This is a genomic window from Pseudomonas sp. microsymbiont 2 (genome assembly GCF_054788395.1).
The window spans coordinates 718,461-735,832 of the sequence record NZ_CM139112.1 but is presented as its reverse complement, the minus strand read 5'-3'; the positions used below and the strand labels follow the sequence as shown (position 1 = coordinate 735,832).

At 65.0% G+C, this 17,372-nt stretch carries 19 protein-coding genes; 3 read left to right on the top strand and 16 right to left on the bottom strand.

Translation table 11 applies throughout. The annotated features are described in order from the left end of the window. Nucleotides 1–76: 76 nt before the first annotated feature. From ACYUME_RS03360 to ACYUME_RS03300, 13 genes are all read right to left on the bottom strand, one after another. The gene (locus ACYUME_RS03360; protein WP_460418052.1) at nt 77–1,015 is read right to left on the bottom strand and encodes a S66 peptidase family protein; all 939 of its coding nucleotides are present in this window, start codon (nt 1,013–1,015) and stop codon (nt 77–79) included. Nucleotides 1,016–1,114: 99 nt separating this feature from the next. Beyond that, a complete protein-coding gene (lipA, locus tag ACYUME_RS03355) occupies nt 1,115–2,131 on the bottom strand; it encodes a lipoyl synthase (RefSeq protein ID WP_279806618.1) in 1,017 nt (338 codons plus the stop codon). A gap of 2 nt (nt 2,132–2,133) precedes the next feature. Beyond that, nucleotides 2,134–2,781, bottom strand: a complete 648-nt coding sequence (gene lipB, locus ACYUME_RS03350) for a lipoyl(octanoyl) transferase LipB (RefSeq protein ID WP_279881317.1) — start codon at nt 2,779–2,781, stop codon at nt 2,134–2,136. Beyond that, nucleotides 2,781–3,056, bottom strand: coding sequence for a DUF493 domain-containing protein (locus ACYUME_RS03345; RefSeq protein WP_011535839.1), 276 nt, complete (start codon nt 3,054–3,056; stop codon nt 2,781–2,783). Before ACYUME_RS03345 ends, lipB begins: the two co-directional genes overlap by 1 nt. A gap of 73 nt (nt 3,057–3,129) precedes the next feature. Beyond that, nucleotides 3,130–4,290 (bottom strand): D-alanyl-D-alanine carboxypeptidase family protein, encoded by a 1,161-nt coding sequence (locus ACYUME_RS03340; RefSeq protein WP_279881314.1) that lies wholly within the window; start codon nt 4,288–4,290, stop codon nt 3,130–3,132. 273 nt (nt 4,291–4,563) lie between these two features. Next, a complete protein-coding gene (locus ACYUME_RS03335) occupies nt 4,564–5,562 on the bottom strand; it encodes a septal ring lytic transglycosylase RlpA family protein (RefSeq protein WP_279881312.1) in 999 nt (332 codons plus the stop codon). Then, nucleotides 5,563–6,573 carry a lytic murein transglycosylase B gene (mltB, locus tag ACYUME_RS03330; RefSeq protein ID WP_460418051.1) on the bottom strand — a complete coding sequence of 337 codons (1,011 nt, stop codon included), beginning with the start codon at nt 6,571–6,573 and terminating at the stop codon, nt 5,563–5,565. 17 nt (nt 6,574–6,590) lie between these two features. Further along, entirely contained in the window at nt 6,591–7,694 is a 1,104-nt protein-coding gene (rodA, locus tag ACYUME_RS03325; RefSeq protein WP_460419278.1) for a rod shape-determining protein RodA, read from the bottom strand. 38 nt (nt 7,695–7,732) lie between these two features. Beyond that, nucleotides 7,733–9,631: a penicillin-binding protein 2 gene (mrdA, locus tag ACYUME_RS03320; RefSeq protein ID WP_460418050.1), complete on the bottom strand. Its 1,899-nt coding sequence runs from the start codon at nt 9,629–9,631 to the stop codon at nt 7,733–7,735. Nucleotides 9,632–9,648: 17 nt separating this feature from the next. Further along, nucleotides 9,649–10,116 carry a 23S rRNA (pseudouridine(1915)-N(3))-methyltransferase RlmH gene (gene rlmH, locus ACYUME_RS03315; RefSeq protein ID WP_258644430.1) on the bottom strand — a complete coding sequence of 156 codons (468 nt, stop codon included), beginning with the start codon at nt 10,114–10,116 and terminating at the stop codon, nt 9,649–9,651. A 9-nt stretch (nt 10,117–10,125) separates the two neighbouring features. Beyond that, entirely contained in the window at nt 10,126–10,554 is a 429-nt protein-coding gene (rsfS, locus tag ACYUME_RS03310) for a ribosome silencing factor (protein WP_279881306.1), read from the bottom strand. Between the two features lie 44 nt (nt 10,555–10,598). Then, complete coding sequence (nadD, locus tag ACYUME_RS03305; protein ID WP_460418049.1) at nt 10,599–11,258, bottom strand: nicotinate-nucleotide adenylyltransferase; 660 nt, start codon at nt 11,256–11,258, stop codon at nt 10,599–10,601. Between the two features lies 1 nt (nt 11,259). Further along, a complete protein-coding gene (locus ACYUME_RS03300; RefSeq protein ID WP_279881302.1) occupies nt 11,260–12,531 on the bottom strand; it encodes a glutamate-5-semialdehyde dehydrogenase in 1,272 nt (423 codons plus the stop codon). 296 nt (nt 12,532–12,827) lie between these two features. Here ACYUME_RS03300 and ACYUME_RS03295 point away from each other — a divergent pair, with 296 nt between their 5' ends. Both ACYUME_RS03295 and ACYUME_RS03290 read left to right on the top strand, forming a co-directional pair. Next, a complete protein-coding gene (locus ACYUME_RS03295; protein ID WP_279881300.1) occupies nt 12,828–13,520 on the top strand; it encodes a DNA-3-methyladenine glycosylase in 693 nt (230 codons plus the stop codon). 3 nt (nt 13,521–13,523) lie between these two features. Continuing rightward, a complete protein-coding gene (locus ACYUME_RS03290) occupies nt 13,524–14,840 on the top strand; it encodes a bifunctional DedA family/phosphatase PAP2 family protein (protein ID WP_279881297.1) in 1,317 nt (438 codons plus the stop codon). 206 nt (nt 14,841–15,046) lie between these two features. Here the strand turns inward: ACYUME_RS03290 and ACYUME_RS03285 are convergent, their stop codons facing one another. From ACYUME_RS03285 to ACYUME_RS03275, 3 genes are read right to left on the bottom strand one after another with little or no spacing between them, the layout of a single operon-like run. Next, nucleotides 15,047–15,637 (bottom strand): LON peptidase substrate-binding domain-containing protein, encoded by a 591-nt coding sequence (locus ACYUME_RS03285; protein WP_279881295.1) that lies wholly within the window; start codon nt 15,635–15,637, stop codon nt 15,047–15,049. A 9-nt stretch (nt 15,638–15,646) separates the two neighbouring features. Further along, on the bottom strand, nt 15,647–16,363 hold the full coding sequence (locus tag ACYUME_RS03280) for an LrgB family protein (protein ID WP_279881293.1): 717 nt from the start codon (nt 16,361–16,363) through the stop codon (nt 15,647–15,649). Beyond that, entirely contained in the window at nt 16,360–16,722 is a 363-nt protein-coding gene (locus ACYUME_RS03275) for a CidA/LrgA family protein (RefSeq protein ID WP_279881291.1), read from the bottom strand. Before ACYUME_RS03275 ends, ACYUME_RS03280 begins: the two co-directional genes overlap by 4 nt. A 150-nt stretch (nt 16,723–16,872) precedes the next feature. Here ACYUME_RS03275 and ACYUME_RS03270 point away from each other — a divergent pair, with 150 nt between their 5' ends. Beyond that, the gene (locus ACYUME_RS03270) at nt 16,873–17,328 is read left to right on the top strand and encodes a MaoC family dehydratase (RefSeq protein WP_279881288.1); all 456 of its coding nucleotides are present in this window, start codon (nt 16,873–16,875) and stop codon (nt 17,326–17,328) included. Nucleotides 17,329–17,372 lie beyond the last annotated feature (44 nt).

Genomic DNA, 17,372 nt, shown 5'->3' with positions numbered 1-17,372 from the left:
CGGGCGGGGGCGCTTTGCGCCCCTTTCGCGACACAAGGCCGCTCCTACAGGGGGTTGTGGCCTGGCCCAAGCAATCTCAAGCCCTGAACAGATCCTGCAATAACACCAGACTCTGCTCTTCGGCATCCAGTCGCACGCTTGCGCCCAACGGCAGGCACACATTCGGATCGCAATGCCCGCTGCGCCAGCCGGCCAGCACCGGCACCCCGAGCGGGCCGAAGATGTCCAGCAGCAGCGGCGTCATCGCCGCCACCGTGATCCCGGCAAAGTCCCCCACCAACACCCCACGCACCCCTTCCAGCTTGCCGGCCAGGCGCAACTGCGTCAGCAAGCGGTCAACACGATAGAGCGGCTCGTTGACGTCCTCGATGAACAGGATGCTGTCGCGCATGTCGACCTCGGCCAGCGTGCCCATCGTGGCCCCGAGCAACGACAGGTTGCCACCGACCAGCCGCCCACTGGCGACGCCAGGCGTCACGCAGGTGAGCGCAAACTCGGCCGGATGGGCGATGGCGTCGCCCGCCCGCAACGCGCCACCCAGCAGCCCGAACAGCGAGCTGACCGTCGGTTCAAGCTTGCCCCCCAGCAGGTCGGCATTGAGCATCGCGCCATGGAAGGTCAGCAGCCCGGCATGCCGGTTGATCGCCGAATGCAACGCGGTGATGTCGCTATAGCCCACCAGTGGCTTGGGGTGACGTCGAATCAGCTCGAAGTCGACCCGATCCAGCAGGCGCATGCTGCCATAGCCCCCGCGCATGCACAGGATGGCGTCGATATCGGGGGCGCTGAAGGCATCGTGCAGATCCTTCAGACGCTGTTCGTCGCTGCCCGCCAGGTAGCCATCGGCCAGCAGCGCGCCAGGGTAGACCCGGCACTGGCGGCCACGGTCCTCGAACCACTGGCGGGCCTTGTCGGCATCCAGTCGTGCCGGCCCCGCAGGGGCGACGATGGCGAATCGGGCATTGCCAGGCAGGGCCTTGGGCAACAGGTTTTCAACAGACTCCAGGCCATTCATCACGCCACTCCTTGCAGCTTGTCGCTTGAAACTTGCAGCTCAAAAAAAATGCCGATGCCACCTTCCGGCGCGCATCGGCATGTTCCGCTCAAGCCTGGCTCAGAGCTTGATCTTGGCTTCGTGAGCCTGCTGGTCGGCGTGGTACGACGAACGCACCAGCGGGCCGGAGGCGACGTTCTTGAAGCCCATCTTGTAACCTTCCTCGGCGAACCAGGCGAAGGTGTCCGGGTGCACGAAGCGCTGTACCGGCAGGTGGTTACGCGACGGCTGCAGGTACTGGCCGAGGGTCAGCATGTCGATGTCGTGCTCGCGCATGCGGTGCATGACCTCGATCACCTCGTCGTCGGTCTCGCCCAGGCCCAGCATCAGACCGGACTTGGTCGGCACATGCGGGACCATCTGCTTGAACTTCTGCAGAAGATCCAGCGACCAGTCATAGTCCGAGCCCGGACGCGCGGCCTTGTACAGGCGCGGCACGGTCTCGAGGTTGTGGTTGAACACGTCCGGCGGGGTCTGCGCGGTGATTTCCAGCGCCACGTCCATGCGACCACGGTAGTCCGGCACCAGGGTCTCCAGCTGCACGCCCGGCGACAGGGCGCGGATCTCGCGGATGCAGTCGGCGAAGTGCTGGGCGCCACCGTCACGCAGGTCGTCGCGGTCCACCGAAGTGATCACCACGTACTTCAGGCGTAGGTCGGCGATGGCGATGGCCAGGTTCTTCGGCTCGTCGACGTCCAGCGGCTTCGGCCGGCCATGGCCGACGTCGCAGAACGGGCAGCGCCGGGTGCAGATGTCACCCATGATCATGAAGGTCGCGGTACCGCCCGAGAAGCACTCGCCCAGGTTCGGGCAGGAGGCCTCTTCGCACACGCTGTGCAGCTTGTGCTTGCGCAGCAGTTGCTTGATGCGGTCGACTTCCGGCGAGACCGGGATACGCACGCGGATCCAGTCGGGCTTTTTCGGCAGTTCTTCGGTGGGGATGATCTTCACCGGGATGCGCGCGACCTTCTCGGCGCCACGCAGCTTCACGCCGGCCTCGACTTTCTTCGGCGCGGGACGCGGGGTCACGTCTTGCGTGGGGATCAGGTTCGGCACGGCTTCTTGCACAGTTGTCATAATCAGTCGATTCCGCCCGTCAGGGTCGTCTGCTCAGCATAGTCGAGGTGCCTGACCAGCTGTCCGCGCAGCCTTGTCCTGACCTCGTCGAGTTCGATCGGACCTGCCTGGTCGCGCAGCTGGGTCATGGCCAGCCCCGCATACCCACAGGGGTTGATTCGGCGGAATGGCGCAAGGTCCATGTCCACGTTCAGAGCAAGGCCGTGAAAGGAACGACCATTGCGGATTCGAAGGCCAAGGGATGCGATCTTCGCACCGTCGACATAGACGCCCGGCGCGTCGGGCTTGGCGTTGGCCTGCACGCCATAGCTGGCGAGCAGGTCGATGAGCGTCTGCTCGATGCGGCTGACCAGTTCGCGCACTCCAAAACCCAGGCGGCGCACATCCAGCAGCAGGTAGGCGACCAACTGACCGGGGCCGTGGTAAGTGACCTGGCCGCCGCGGTCGGTCTTCACCACCGGGATGTCGCCCGGCACCAGCAGATGCTCGGCCTTGCCGGCCTGGCCCTGGGTGAATACCGGCGGATGCTCGACCAGCCAGACTTCGTCCTGGCTGTCCGGGCCGCGTTGCTCGGTAAAGCGACGCATGGCCTCCAGCACCGGTTCATAGGGCTGCAGGCCAAGATCGCGAAAACCGAGACAAGCGGGCATCACAGCACCATTTTCACGATGCCGGTGGCACGCAGGGCGCTGTTGATGTCGTGCAGCTGGTTCTCGCTCTCGGCAACGATATGCAGTTGCACCGTGGTGTACTTGCCTTCCTTGCTCTGGCGCTCGGCCAGGGTCGACAGGTCGACCTTGGCGTGCTTGCTGAGGATCTCGATCACGGTGTCGCGGAAACCGACAACGGTGTCGCCGATCACCTTGATCGGGTAGTCCTCGCAGGGGAATTCGATCTTGTGCGACTTGACGTCTTCTTCGCTCATGGCGGAAACGGCCTCGTAAGCCGTGGCAGCAACATCGCCCCCGCCTGGTTCACGGGGGCGTGCAGGTCACGTATCAGTTGAACAACCCGTAGAAGAACAGGCGGATGCTATCCCACATACGGCCGAAGAAACCAGCTTCCTCCACGCCGTCGAGGGCGATGAGATCGGCGCTGTGAACCACTTTCTCGTCCAGTTTGACTTCCACTTTGCCGATCACGTCACCTTTGGCGATCGGCGCGGTCAGCTGCGGGTTCATGGTCATCGATGCCTGGAGGCGTTTCAATTGGCCTTTAGGCATGGTCATGGTCAGGTCGTTGGCCAGGCCCGCCTTGACTTGGCTGGTGGCGCCCTTCCAGACCGGCGCCTGGGTCAGCTCGGTGCCCTTCTGGTAGAAGGTCTGGGTTTCGAAGAAGCGGAAGCCGTAGGTCAGCAGCTTCTGGGTCTCGGCGGCGCGGGACTGCTCACTGTTGGTGCCGAACACCACGGCGATCAGGCGCTGGCCGTCACGCACGGCCGAGGCGACCATGCAGTAGCCGGCCTCGTCGGTGTGGCCGGTCTTCAGGCCATCGACGGTCTTGTCACGCCACAGCAGCAGGTTGCGGTTGGGCTGCTTGATGTTGTTCCAGAAGAACTCTTTCTGCGAGTAGATGGCGTAGTGCGCCGGATCTTCGTTGATGATCGCGCGCGCCAGGATCGCCATGTCGTGGGCCGAGGAGTAGTGCTCCGGGTTCGGCAGGCCGGTCGGGTTCATGAAGTGGCTGTTGGACATGCCCAGGTCGGTGGCAGTCTTGTTCATCATGTCGGCGAAGGCGTCTTCGCTGCCGGCGATGTGCTCGGACAGGGCGACCGAGGCGTCGTTGCCCGACTGGATGATGATGCCGTGCAGCAGGTCGCTGACGGTGACCTGGCTACCGACCTTGATGAACATGCGCGAACCACCGGTACGCCAGGCGTTCTCGCTGACGGTGACCGGGTCGTTCTCGCCGATCTGGCCACGGCGGATGTCCAGGGTGGCGATGTAGGCGGTCATCAGCTTGGTCAGGCTGGCCGGCGGCAGGCGCTCGTCACCGTTGTTCTCGACCAGCACGTTGCCGCTGGACGCGTCCATGAGTACGTAGGACTTGGCAGCCAGCTGTGGTGGTGCCGGCGTCATCTGCTCCGCCGCGAAGGCAGCGGGCGTGATCATCAGCAGAACGGGCAGGCAAAGTCGTTTGGCAAGGTTGGTGATATTCATCCGTCTCTCGTAAATCGCTAATGGTCTGATGTTCCGTGGGCAAGTTCGTTTGCCCAGCGCCCCGTCAGTCTAGTTCTATGGCCTGCGGCCTGGCCCGCGAGCTGCGGCGTAATGCCGCTGCGGGCAAAACGGGCATTGTACATGCCATTGCCCGGCAATTCATGAACAAACCGACAGATCGGTGTGCTCTGCTTCGCGGGAAAACCCGCTCCCACAGGATCTGTGCAAAACCCTGTGGGAGCGGGTTTACCCACGAAAGGCCCGACGCGTACGTCAGTCAGTGACGACCTTCGCCTGCCCCAGGTTCGCCAGGCGAATGCTGTCCTGGGCCTGCTGGATTTCGCCCTGGCTGTTGATCGGCCCCAGGCGTACCCGGTGCAGGGTCTGCTGGTTGCGCACGATGGAGCTGATGAACACCGGCGCGCTGACCATGGTGCTCAGCTTCGAGCGCAGCAGTTCGGCGGCATCCGGGTTGGCGAACGCGCCCACCTGCAGGAAGCTGCCACCGTTGGCGTTCGGCACGTTGTTGCCGCCCACCTGCACCGGCACCACCGGCGCCGCGTGCTGCTGCGGTGGTGGGGTCCACTGCTCGACCCGGCCAGTGCTGACGGCAATCGGCTGGGCCTGGGCCACCTGCGGCTCCTTGAGCATCATCGGTGGCTGCTGGCCGCGCTGGGCCCACCATTGCTGCGGGTCGATACCTTCGACGCGCACGTGCGCGGTGCCGCTCTCGGCATAGCCGAGCTTCTTCGCCGCGGCGTAGGACAGGTCGATGATGCGATCGGAGTAGAACGGGCCACGGTCGTTGACCCGCAGGATCACGCTGCGTCCGTTGGCCAGGTTGGTCACCCGCACGTAGGCCGGCAGCGGCAGGGTCTTGTGCGCCGCGCTCATGCCATAGAGGTCATAGAGCTCGCCGTTGGCGGTGTTCTGCCCGTGGAACTTGGTGCCGTACCACGACGCGGTGCCCTCGGCGCGGTAGTTGCGCGAATCCTGCATCGGGTAGTAGGTCTTGCCCAGCACCGTGTACGGGTTGGCCTTGTAGTTGCCGGTATGCACGGTCGGGGTGGCGTCGGGAATCTTGTTGACGTCCACGTCCCACCAGGGCGCGCCGTCCTTGTGGGCCCGGTTGATGTCCAGGCCCGGCTGCGCACGCACGGTATTGCCCGTTTGCGGGCTCGAGGGCCGGCTCGAGGAGCAACTGGCCAGGACCAGGCCCACGGCGACGCAAGTCAGCAGTTTTGCGGTATTGAGGGTAAAGAGTTCGCGCATTTACTTGACGCCCCGTGCCAGAACCAGCTGCTGGGAAAGCTGATGCACCGCCATGGCATACATCACGCTGCGGTTGTAGCGAGTGATCGCATAGAAATTCTTCAGGCCCATCCAGTACTCGGGGCCATTTTCACCTTCCAGGCGGAAGGCGGTGACCGGCAGATCATCGCGCAGCGCATCATGACTCGACCAGCCCAACGCCCGCAACTGCGCGACCGTCTTCACCGGCTCGATGCCGCTGGTCAAGCCTTCGTCGACACGCTCGCCGCTCACGTCTGCGCGGCTGACCACAGGTTCCCCGGCGACCCAGCCGTGGCGCTTGAAATAACTGGCGACGCTGCCGATGGCATCGTCCGGGTTGTTCCAGATGTTGATGTGGCCATCGCCGTCGAAGTCCACGGCATAGGCACGGAAGCTGCTCGGCATGAACTGCGGCAGGCCCATGGCGCCAGCATAGGAGCCCTTGAGCGTCAACGGATCGAGCTGTTCTTCGCGGGCCAGCAGGAGGAATTCGCGCAGTTCCTTGCGGAAGAACTCCGCGCGCGGCGGGTAGTCGAAGCCAAGCGTGGACAGCGCGTCGATGACCCGGTAGCTGCCGGTGTTGCGGCCAAAGAAGGTCTCCACGCCGATGATCGACACGATGACCTGCGCCGGCACGCCATATTCCTGCTCGGCGCGCGCCAGCACGGCCTCGTGCTGGCGCCAGAAGTCCACACCCCGGGCGATGCGCGCGTCGGTGATGAACATCGGACGGTATTCCTTCCACGGCTTGACCCGTTCGGCCGGCCGCGAGATCGCGTCGAGGATCGCCTGCTTGCGCTGCACCTCGCGGAACACGCCTATCAACTGCTCGCCGGCAAAGCCGTAGTCGCGGGTCATCTCGCCGACGAATTCGGCCACTTGCGGCGAGCCGTCGTAATCGCCGGCATTGGCCTGCTGGACTGCGCCGAACAGACTCATCGCGCCGATCCACGGCGCCAGACGGGCCGCCCAGCCACGCACTGCTTGCATGAAATTCTTCACCTTTTTCAAACCTGCGCGATCCATTTGCGGTGCGTGTGGATCGACATCAGAACGCCAAACGCTGACAGCAGCGTCACCAACGAAGTTCCGCCATAGCTGATGAAGGGCAGCGGCACGCCCACCACGGGCAGAAGGCCGCTGACCATACCGATATTGACGAACACATAAACAAAGAAGGTCATGGTCAGGCTGCCCGCGAGCAGCTTGCCGAACAAGGTCTGGGCCTGGGCGGTGATCATCAGCCCGCGACCGATCAACAGGATGTAGATCAGCAGCAGCAGGCAGATGCCGACCAGGCCGAATTCCTCGCCGAGCACGGCGATGATGAAGTCGGTGTGGCTCTCGGGCAGGAAGTCCAGGTGCGACTGGGTCCCCAGCAGCCAGCCCTTGCCGAACACCCCGCCCGAACCGATCGCCGCCTTGGACTGAATGATGTTCCAGCCGGTGCCCAGCGGGTCGCTTTCCGGGTCGAGGAAGGTCAGCACGCGCTGCTTCTGGTAGTCGTGCATGACGAAGAACCACATGGCCACCGCCACCGGTACCGCCGCGGCGATCACGCTGACGATCCAGCGCCAGCGCAGCCCGCCCATGAACAGCACGAAGGCGCCGGAGGCGAGGATCAGCAGGGCGGTGCCCAGGTCCGGCTGGCGGACGATGAGGATGAACGGCACGCCGATCAGGATCAGGCTGATCGCCACATGCTTCAGGTGCGGCGGCAGGGTGCGCTTGGACAGGTACCAGGCGATGGTCGCCGGCATGATGATCTTCATGAATTCCGAGGGCTGGAAGCGGATCACCCCGGGGATGTTGATCCAGCGCGTGGCGCCCATGGCGTTGTGGCCCATGACGTCGACCACGATCAGCAGGAACACCCCGGCCAGGTAGGCCAGCGGCACCCAGCGCGCCATGAAGCGGGGTTCGAGCTGGGCGATGACGAACATCGACACAAGGCCGATGCCGAACGAAGTGGCCTGCTTCATCAGCAGGTCCCAGTTCTTGCCGCTGGCCGAATAGAGCACGAACAGGCTGCCGGCGGCCAGGGTCAGCAGGATGAGCAGCAAGGGGCCGTCGATGTGGATGCGCTGCAGGAAGCTGGCGCGTCTGCGCATCACGTCCTCGCTGGAGAGCATGCGGTCGAAGTTGTTCTTCACGGGGCCGATTCCTGGGCGACTGTGGCGGGGGCGAACTCGGGCTTGAGCCGGCCATTCTCGTCGAGCAGCCAGGCATCCATCACCTGGCGCACCACGGGGGCGGCGACGCCGGAGCCGGACTCGCCGTTCTCGACCATCACCGAGACCACGATCCTCGGTGCCTCGGCGGGGGCGAAGGCAACGAACAGGGCGTGGTCGCGGTGACGTTCCTGCAATTTGTTGCGGTCGTACTTCTCGCCCTGCTTGATCGCCACGACCTGGGCCGTGCCGCTCTTGCCGGCGATGCGGTACTGCGAGCCGATGGCGGCCTTGCGCGCGGTGCCACGGGCGCCGTGCATCACCTGCTCCATGCCGTGGGTGACCCTGGCCCAGTCGGACTTGTCGCGCAGGATGATGTTCTCCATCGGGTTCTCGTCCACCGGCGGCTGCCCTTCGATGGTCTTGGCCAGGTGCGGGCGGTTCCACACGCCCTTGTTGGCGATCAACGCGGTGGCCTGGGCCAGTTGCAGGGGCGTGGTCTGCATGTAGCCCTGGCCGATGCCGAGAATCAGGGTCTCGCCGGGGAACCAGGCCTGGCGACGCGTGGCACGCTTCCATTCGCGGGACGGCATCAGGCCCGGCGATTCTTCGAACATGTCCAGCGAGACCTTCTGGCCGATGCCGAACTTGTTCATGTAGGTGGAGAGGCGATCGATGCCCATCTTGTGCGCAAGATCGTAGAAGTAGGTGTCGTTCGAGCGCATGATCGCCACGTCCAGATCCACCCAGCCATCGCCGGTGCGGTTCCAGTTGCGGTACTTGTGGTCGTAGTTGGGCAGTTGGTAGTAGCCCGGATCGAACACCCGGCTGCCCGCGGTGACCACGCCACTGTCGAGACCGGCGATGGCCACTGCGGGCTTGATCGTCGAGCCCGGTGGATAGAGGCCGCGCAGTACACGGTTGAACAGCGGCCGGTCGATCGAATCGCGCAGCTCGGCGTAGGCCTTGAAGCCGATGCCGGTGACGAACAGGTTGGGGTCGAAGCTCGGCTGGCTGACCATCGCCAGCACTTCGCCGGTACGCGGGTCGAGGGCGACGATCGCGCCACGTCGCCCGCCCAGCGCCTGCTCGGCGGCTTCCTGCAGCTTGATGTCGAGGCTCAGCACGATGTCCTTGCCCGGTTTCGGGTCGGTGCGCTTGAGTACCCGCAGCACCCGGCCACGGGCGTTGGTCTCGACTTCCTCGTAACCTACCTGGCCGTGCAGCTCGTCTTCGTAGAAGCGCTCGATGCCGGTCTTGCCGATGTGGTGGGTGCCGCTGTAGTTCACCGGGTCGAGGGTCTTGAGCTCTTTTTCGTTGATGCGCCCGACGTAACCCACCGAATGGGCGAAATGCGCCCCTTGCGGGTAATGACGCACCAGCTGCGCCGCCACTTCAACGCCGGGCAGGCGGAACTGGTTGACCGCGATGCGGGCGATCTGTTCTTCGTTGAGCTCGAACAGGATCGGTACCGGCTCGAACGGCCGGCGCCCCTGCTTCATGCGCTTCTCGAACAGGGCGCGGTCGTCGGGAGTGAGCTCGAGCACCTCGACGATCACATCCAGCACTTCCTGCCACTTGCCGGCGTTGCCGGCGCGCTCGCGGGTCATCACCAGGCTGAAACTGGGGCGGTTGTCGGCCACCACCACGCCATTGCGGTCGAAGATCAACCCGCGGGTCGGCGGGATCGGTTGCACATGCACCCGGTTGTTCTCCGACAGTGTCGAGTGGTAGTCGTACTGGATGACCTGCAGGTAATACAGCCGGGCGATCAGCACGCAGACGAGCAGCACCACCGCCACGGCGCCCACGACGACGCGGTTGCGCACCAGGCGGGCGTCTTTCTCGTGGTCCTTGAGGCGGATCTGCTGCGGCATCGGACAGGCTTACAGGTTCATTTGTGGTAGGGATGCCCGGACAGCACGGTCCAGGCGCGATAGATCTGCTCGCCGATGAGTATCCTTACCAACGGGTGCGGCAACGTCAGCGGCGACAGCGACCAGCGCTGCTCGCTGCGCGCGCAGACTTCCGGCGCCAGCCCTTCCGGGCCGCCCACCATCAGGTTGACCGTGCGCGCATCCAGGCGCCAACGGTCCAGTTCGCCCGCCAGTTGCTCGGTACTCCAGGGCTTGCCATGGACCTCGAGGGTGACGATGCGTTCCCCCGGCTGCACCTTGCCCAGCATCGCCTCGCCCTCCTGACGGATCAGGCGGGCGACGTCGGCGTTCTTGCCACGGGTGTTCAGCGGGATTTCCACCAGCTCCAGCGCAAGCTCCGGGGGCAGGCGCTTGGCATACTCATGCCAGCCTTCCTCGACCCATTTCGGCATGCGCGAGCCGACCGCGATCAGACGCAGACGCACGATGCTTCCTTATTCCCGGTCCTTGAGCTTGTCGGCGTAGTCGTGGGTGTTCTCCGGGCTGTGGTGCTTGCCATCGGCGGCACGGCTCTGCTCGGCACCCAGCCACAGGCGCTCCAGGTCGTAGAACTGGCGGGCGGCGGCGGTCATCATGTGGACGATGACGTCGTTCAGGTCCAGCAGCACCCAGTCGCTGTCGCCCTTGCCTTCTTCGCCCAGGGGCTGGGCGCCCTTGGCCTTGACCGCTTCGCGGACTTTTTCCAGCATCGCGTTGATCTGGCGATTGGAAGTACCGGTGGCGATGATCATGTAGTCGGTCAGGCTGTGCTTGTCGCGCACGTCGATGACCTGGATGTCCTGGGCCTTGACGTCTTCCAGCGCGGCCTTGGTCAGTTCGACCAGCTCTTCGCCACTGATGCCATTGATTTTCTGCTTGGTCATATAAAACTCGTTCAACTCATTGAATGAGGCGCCCACGGGCGCCGTCAGTTGGACACACGATACAGATCATGCGCCTCGATATAGGCCAGTACTGCGTCCGGCACCAGGAACCGCGCCGACTTGCCGCTGGCCAGCAGCTGTCGGATTTGCGTGGCGGACACCGCGAGCGGTGTCTGCCAGACGAACGAAATGTGCCCCGCCGGGCCGGACATGGCGGTGGGATCGCTCTCCGAGCGCGCCGCCAGCAGGTTGCGCAGCTCGTCAGGGGGTTCGACGTCGGCATCCGGGCGTTGCAGCACCAGGATGTGACAGTGTTGCAGCAGCTCTTCCCAGCGGTGCCAGCTGGGCAGGCCGCAGAACGCGTCCCACCCCAGCACCAGGAACAACTGGTCGTGCGTGTCCAGCTCGGCACGGATCGATTCGAGCGTGTCGATGGTGTACGACGGCTTGTCGCGCGCCAACTCGCGGGCATCGACGCTCAGGCAGCCCACCCCGGCCACCGCGCAACGCACCATGGCCAGGCGGTCCTGGGCCGACACTTGTGGCGTGTCACGGTGCGGCGGGCGAGCGTTGGGCAGCAGGCGCAGCTCGTCCAGGCGCATGAACTCGGCCACTTCCAGCGCGCTGCGCAGGTGGCCGATATGCACCGGGTCGAAGGTACCGCCGAGAATGCCGACGCGCCGGACTGCCACAGCGTTGCTCAACTCAGCACGGCTCCTGGCCGCGCAGCTGGCCGTCGCCGATCACCACGTACTTCTCGCAGGTCAGCCCCTCCAGGCCGACCGGGCCGCGGGCATGCAGCTTGTCGGTGGAGATGCCGATCTCCGCGCCCAGGCCATATTCGAAGCCGTCGGCGAAGCAGGTCGGGGTGTTGAGCATGACCGACGCCGAGTCGACCTCGGCGATGAAGCGCCGGGCCTGACCCTGGTGTTCGGTGATGATCGAGTCGGTGTGGTGCGAGCCGTAGTGGTTGATGTGCTCGATGGCCTGCTCCAGGCCTTCGACGACGCGGATCGACAGGATCGCGTCGAGGTATTCGGTGTGCCAGTCGTCTTCGCTGGCAGGCTTGGCGTCGATGATCGCCCGGGTGCGCTCGCAGCCACGCAGCTCGACGCCCTTGTCCTGGAAGCGGCGGGCCATTTCCGGCAGGAAGCGCTCGGCCACGGCCTGGTCCACCAGCAGGGTTTCCATGGCGCCGCAGATGCCGTAGCGATAGGTCTTGGCGTTGAACGCCACGCGCCAGGCCTTGTCCAGGTCGGCATGGGCATCGACGAATACATGGCAGATGCCGTCCAGGTGCTTGATTACCGGCACGCGGGCATCGCGGCTGATGCGCTCGATCAGGCCACGGCCACCGCGCGGGACGATCACATCGACGTACTCCGGCATGCTGATCAGCGCGCCCACGGCCTCGCGATCGGTGGTCTCGACCACCTGCACCACCGCCGGCGGCAGGCCGGCCTCGGCCAGGCCGCGCTGGATGCAGGCGGCAATGGCGCGGTTGGAGTGGATGGCTTCGGAACCGCCGCGCAGGATGGTGGCGTTGCCCGACTTGAGGCACAGGCTGGCGGCGTCGATGGTCACGTTGGGACGCGACTCGTAGATGATGCCGATCACGCCCAGCGGCACGCGCATCTTGCCGACCTGGATACCCGATGGGCGGTAGCTCATGTCGCGGATCGCGCCGACCGGATCCGCCAGGCTGGCCACCTGGCGCAGGCCGGTGATCATGCCGTCGATACGCGCCGGGGTCAGCGCCAGGCGATCGAGCAGCGCCGGCTCCAGGCCGTTCTTGCGGCCGTTGGCCAGGTCCTGTTCGTTGGCTGCAATAAGCTCGGCGCGGGCGGTGTCCAGCGCATCGGCGGCGGCCTGCAGGGCGCGGTTCTTCTGCGCGGTGCTGGCACGGCCGATCACCCGCGAGGCCTCACGGGCGGCGCGACCCAGGCGGGTCATGTAGTCAAGAACGGACTCAGTCATGGGCTCGGTGTCTTGGCGAAGGGGAAATCGGCTGATTATAACTGGCGCGCTCGGGTACGCCCAGCGGCGGGAGGCGGATGGTCGAAAATGGTGGGAGGAATGTGTAGGAAAGATGTAACCACCCGTATCGAAAAACGCCTCAACCTCATCGCGAGGCAAGCCCGCTCCCACGCCAGCCGCGTTGTCCAGGCATTGTCGTGGGAGCGGGCTTGCCCCGCGATGGCGTCAATCTGATTCAGCCTCGATTAAGCCATTCATTGCTATCATCGCCGCCCCGACCACCACGAACCGTCCGCATGTCCGAACCCGCCCCCTGCCCGGCCCGCGCCCTGCCCGACAGCTTCTTCGACCGCGACGCCCAGACCCTCGCCCGCGCTCTGCTGGGCAAGGTCATCCGCCATCGCCACGGCGATCTCTGGCTGGCCGCGCGGATCATCGAGACCGAGGCCTACTACCTCACCGACAAGGGCAGCCACGCCTCCCTCGGCTTCACCGAGAAGCGCAAGGCGCTGTTCCTCGATGGCGGCCACATCTACATGTACTACGCCCGCGGTGGCGACTCGCTGAATTTCAGCGCCCACGGCCCGGGCAACGCGGTGCTGATCAAGTCCGCCTACCCGTGGATCGACGCCATCTCCGACGCCAACTGCCTGGCGCAGATGCAGCTGAACAACCCCGACGCCAGCGGCAACCTGCGTCCCCCCGAACGCCTGTGCAACGGCCAGACCCTGCTCTGCCGGGCCATGGGCCTGAAGGTGCCGCACTGGGATGCGCAACGCTTCGATCCCGAGCGCCTGTACGTCGAGGACTGCGGCATTGCCGTGCCCCGGGTGATCCAGACCACGCGCCTGGGCATCCCCCATGGCCGCGACGAACATCTGCCCTACCGCTTCGTCGACGCCGAATTCGCCCGATTCTGCACCCGCAACCCTCTGCGCCGCGGCCAGGTCGAAGGACGGGATTTCTTCATGCTCGAACAAGGAAACTGAACCATGGGTGAATGGCTCGACAGCCTGACTGCCTGGCTTGGCGCCAATCCACAATGGCTGGGCCTGGCGATCTTCGTGGTGGCCTGCGTGGAATGCCTGGCCATCGCCGGCATCATCGTGCCCGGTACCGTACTGCTGTTCGCCGTCGCCGTGCTGGCCGGCAGCGGAGCCTTCAGCCTGGGCGAAACCCTGTTGCTGGGTTTCTTCGGCGGCATGCTCGGGGACGCGATTTCCTACGGCATCGGCAAGTATTTCCACCAGAACATCCGGCGCCTGCCGCTGCTGCGCAGTCATCCGCAGTGGATCGGCAGCGCCGAGGCGTACTTCCAGCGCTACGGCATCGCCAGCCTGCTGGTAGGCCGCTTCATCGGCCCGCTGCGGCCGATGCTGCCGATGGTCGCCGGCATGTTCGACATGCCGCTGCCGCGCTTCATCGCCGTGAGCCTGGTGGCCGGCGCCGGCTGGTCGGTGGCCTACCTGCTGCCCGGCTGGGCCACCGGCGCGGCCATGCGCCTGCCGCTGCCGGAAGGCTTCTGGCTGGATGCCGGGATCGTCGCCGGCACCCTGGCCGTGCTGATCGGGCTGAGCCTGAGCAGCAGCATGCGCGACCAGCGCCATGGCACCCGTCTGATCGCCGCGCTCAGTGGCGTGGCGCTGGCGGCACTGTTCCTGGGCTGGCCTTACCTGAGCGAGTTCGACCAGGGCCTGATGACGCTGGTACAGGAACATCGCAGTCAGGCCATCGACGGCGCCGTGGTGCTGGTCACCCGACTGGGCGACTTCCGCACCCAGTTCTTCCTGGGCGGCCTGCTGACCGGGCTCCTGCTGCTGGCCCGGCAATGGCGCCATGCCTTGTTCGCCGGCGCGGCACTGATCGGCACGGCGCTGGCCAACGGCTCGCTGAAATGGCTGTTCGCCCGCGCCCGCCCCGAGGTGCTGGCCGACCCGCTGACCAGCTACAGCATGCCCAGCGGCCATAGCTCGGCGTCGTTCGCCTTCTTCCTGGTACTGGCGGTGCTCGCCGGGCGCGGCCAGCCGCCACGCATGCGCCTGACCTGGGTACTGCTCGGCTGCCTGCCGGCACTGGCGATCGCCCTGTCGCGGGTGTACCTGGGCGTGCACTGGCCGACCGATATCCTCGCCGGGGCGCTGCTGGCCTGCTGCGTGTGCGCACTGAGCCTGACCCTGGTGCAACACCGCCAGCCGCTGGTGGCGCTGCCACAGAGGGTGTGGTGGCTGGTGCTGCCGGCGTGCATCGCGCTGCTGGCGTTCTTTGCCCTGCATGCGCTGCCCAAGGCGTTGTTGCGGTATCAGTATTGATACGGCCATTTTGCAGCACCGCGAATCCCTGTAGGAGCGGCCTTGCCGAGGCGTCGGACCGGTCGGAAAGGGGTGCGAAGCGCCCCCAGATCTGCGCATCAAGCTGATATTGTCGGGGCCGCTTTGCGGCCCTTTCCGACCGGTCCGACGCCTCGGCAAGGCCGCTCCTACAGGGATCGCATGGGCCGCTGGGGGAGCGAGCCTGATCAGGCGAACAACTCGCCCTGGATGCGCTCCAGCAGTGCCTGGATCGCTTGCAATCTCAGCTGTGGCGAATCGATGGCCAACAGGTCGAGCTTGTCCTCTTCCATGAACGGCAGCAGGTAGGCCAGCTGGTTGCCCAACGACTGCCGCCCGTCCACGTCGCGGGGCATGTCCAGCGCCTCGACCATCGGGTGCTCGCCAAGGGCCAGCAGCAATGCCAGCAAGTCATCGTCCTGCTCCACCAACGGGCTGTCCGCCAACTCCGGCAGCCACTGCACCTCGCCGACCATCAGCTGGTCCTTGCGCACCTCGGTCTGCTCGACGCGAAACCGCCGCACGCCTTCGACACGAATACCCAGCAGGCCGTTGTCCTGCTGCACGAAATCGCGGATCAGCGCCTCGCAGCCCACCGAAGCCACCATCGGTGGCGCCTTGCCCACCTGCTCGCCTTCGAGGATGCACACCACGCCAAAGCCTTCGCCTTGCTTCATGCAGCGGCCGATCATGTCCAGGTAGCGCGCCTCGAAGATCTGCAAGTCGAGCAGACACCCGGGGAACAGCACGGTATTGAGAGGAAACAGCGGTAGCGTCATATCGAATCCTCAAGCCACCAGGCTGACCGCCAACGGCAGGAACACCGCCGTGGCCACCCCCATCAGGCTCATCGCCAGCGCGGCGAAGGCGCCGCATTCGTCACTTTCCTGCAAGGCCACCGAGGTGCCCACCGCATGGGCGGTCACCCCCAGCGACATGCCCCGAGCCTCGGGGCTCAGCACACCACAGCGGGTCAGCAACGCCGGGCCGAAGATCGCCCCGATCACCCCGGTGATCAGCACGAACACCGCCGCCAGCGCCGCCACGCCGCCAATCTGCTCGGCCACCAACATGGCAATCGGTGAGGTGACCGATTTCGGCGCCATGGTCATCAGGATCATCCGCTCGGCACCGAACCACCAGCCTAGCGCCAGGCATGCCACGGTGGCGAACAGGCCTCCGACTACCAGCGTAGTAAATGTCGGCCAGAACAGTTGGCGGATGCGCCGCAGGTTCAGATACAACGGCACCGCCAGGGCCACGGTGGCCGGCCCCAGGAGGATGTTCATGATCTCGGTGCTCTTGCGGTATTCTGCGTAGTCGATGCCGCAGAGCAGCAGGATGCCGATCACCAGCAGCATCGACACCAGCACCGGCTGCAGGAAGATCCAGCGGGTCTTTTCGAAGGCGGCCAGCACCAGCTGGTAGGCGGCCAGGGTGACACCGATGCCGAACAGCGGGTGATGAATGACCGCCTCCAGGGCGCCGTGCCAGTCAAGGATCATGGCCGCTCCTCGCGCTTGCTCTGGCGATGCATGAGTTTTTGCATCAGCACACCGACGAACACCAGGGTGGCCAGGCACGAGATCAGCAAGGCGCCGACGATGGCCCAGAAGTCCGCGGCGATGTCCTTGGCATAGACCATCACCCCAACGGCCGGTGGCACCAGCAGCAACGGCAGGTAGCGCAGCAGGCTGCCGGCGGCTTCGTTGAGCGGCTTGCCGACCTCGCCACGGATCATCAGGAAGGCCATCAGCAGCAACAAGCCGATGATCGGCCCAGGCAGGATGTGCAGGAACAGGTGGTTGATCGCCGTTCCCAGCAATTGGAACAGCACCAGCCAGGTCAAACCACGCAGCAGCATAAAGACCTCCCTCAGAGCATGGCGGCCATTATAAGCACGCTAAGCAACTGTCTATAAGGCGATATTCGGCGAAAAGCGGGCAACTTGACTGAAACGATTGGCCGTGCTGATCTTGCACCTTCGTACCAAATGACAACCTGGAGAGTCGCGATGCCCTATGTACCGGTTACAGAGCTTTCGCAGTACGTTGGAAAGGAACTGGGACGTTCCGACTGGCTGAAGATCGATCAGCAACGCATCAACCTGTTCGCCGAGGCCACCGGTGATTTCCAGTTCATCCATGTCGACCCCGAGAAAGCGAAGAAGACGCCGTTCGGCACCACCATCGCCCATGGCTTTCTCACCCTGTCGCTGATCCCCAAGCTGATGGAAGACATCCTCGTGCTGCCCGAAGGGCTGAAGATGGTGGTCAACTACGGCCTGGACAGCGTGCGTTTCATCCAGCCGGTGAAGGTCGACAGCAGGGTGCGCCTGAAGGTGGACCTGGGTGAGGTGACCGAGAAGAAACCAGGGCAGTGGTTGCTCAAGGCCAGCGTGACGCTGGAAATCGAAGGCGAAGAGAAACCAGCCTACATCGCCGAACCGCTCTCCCTCTGCTTCGTCTGAGCAGTCACATACCGGCTCGAATCCTGTGGGAGCGGGTTTACCCG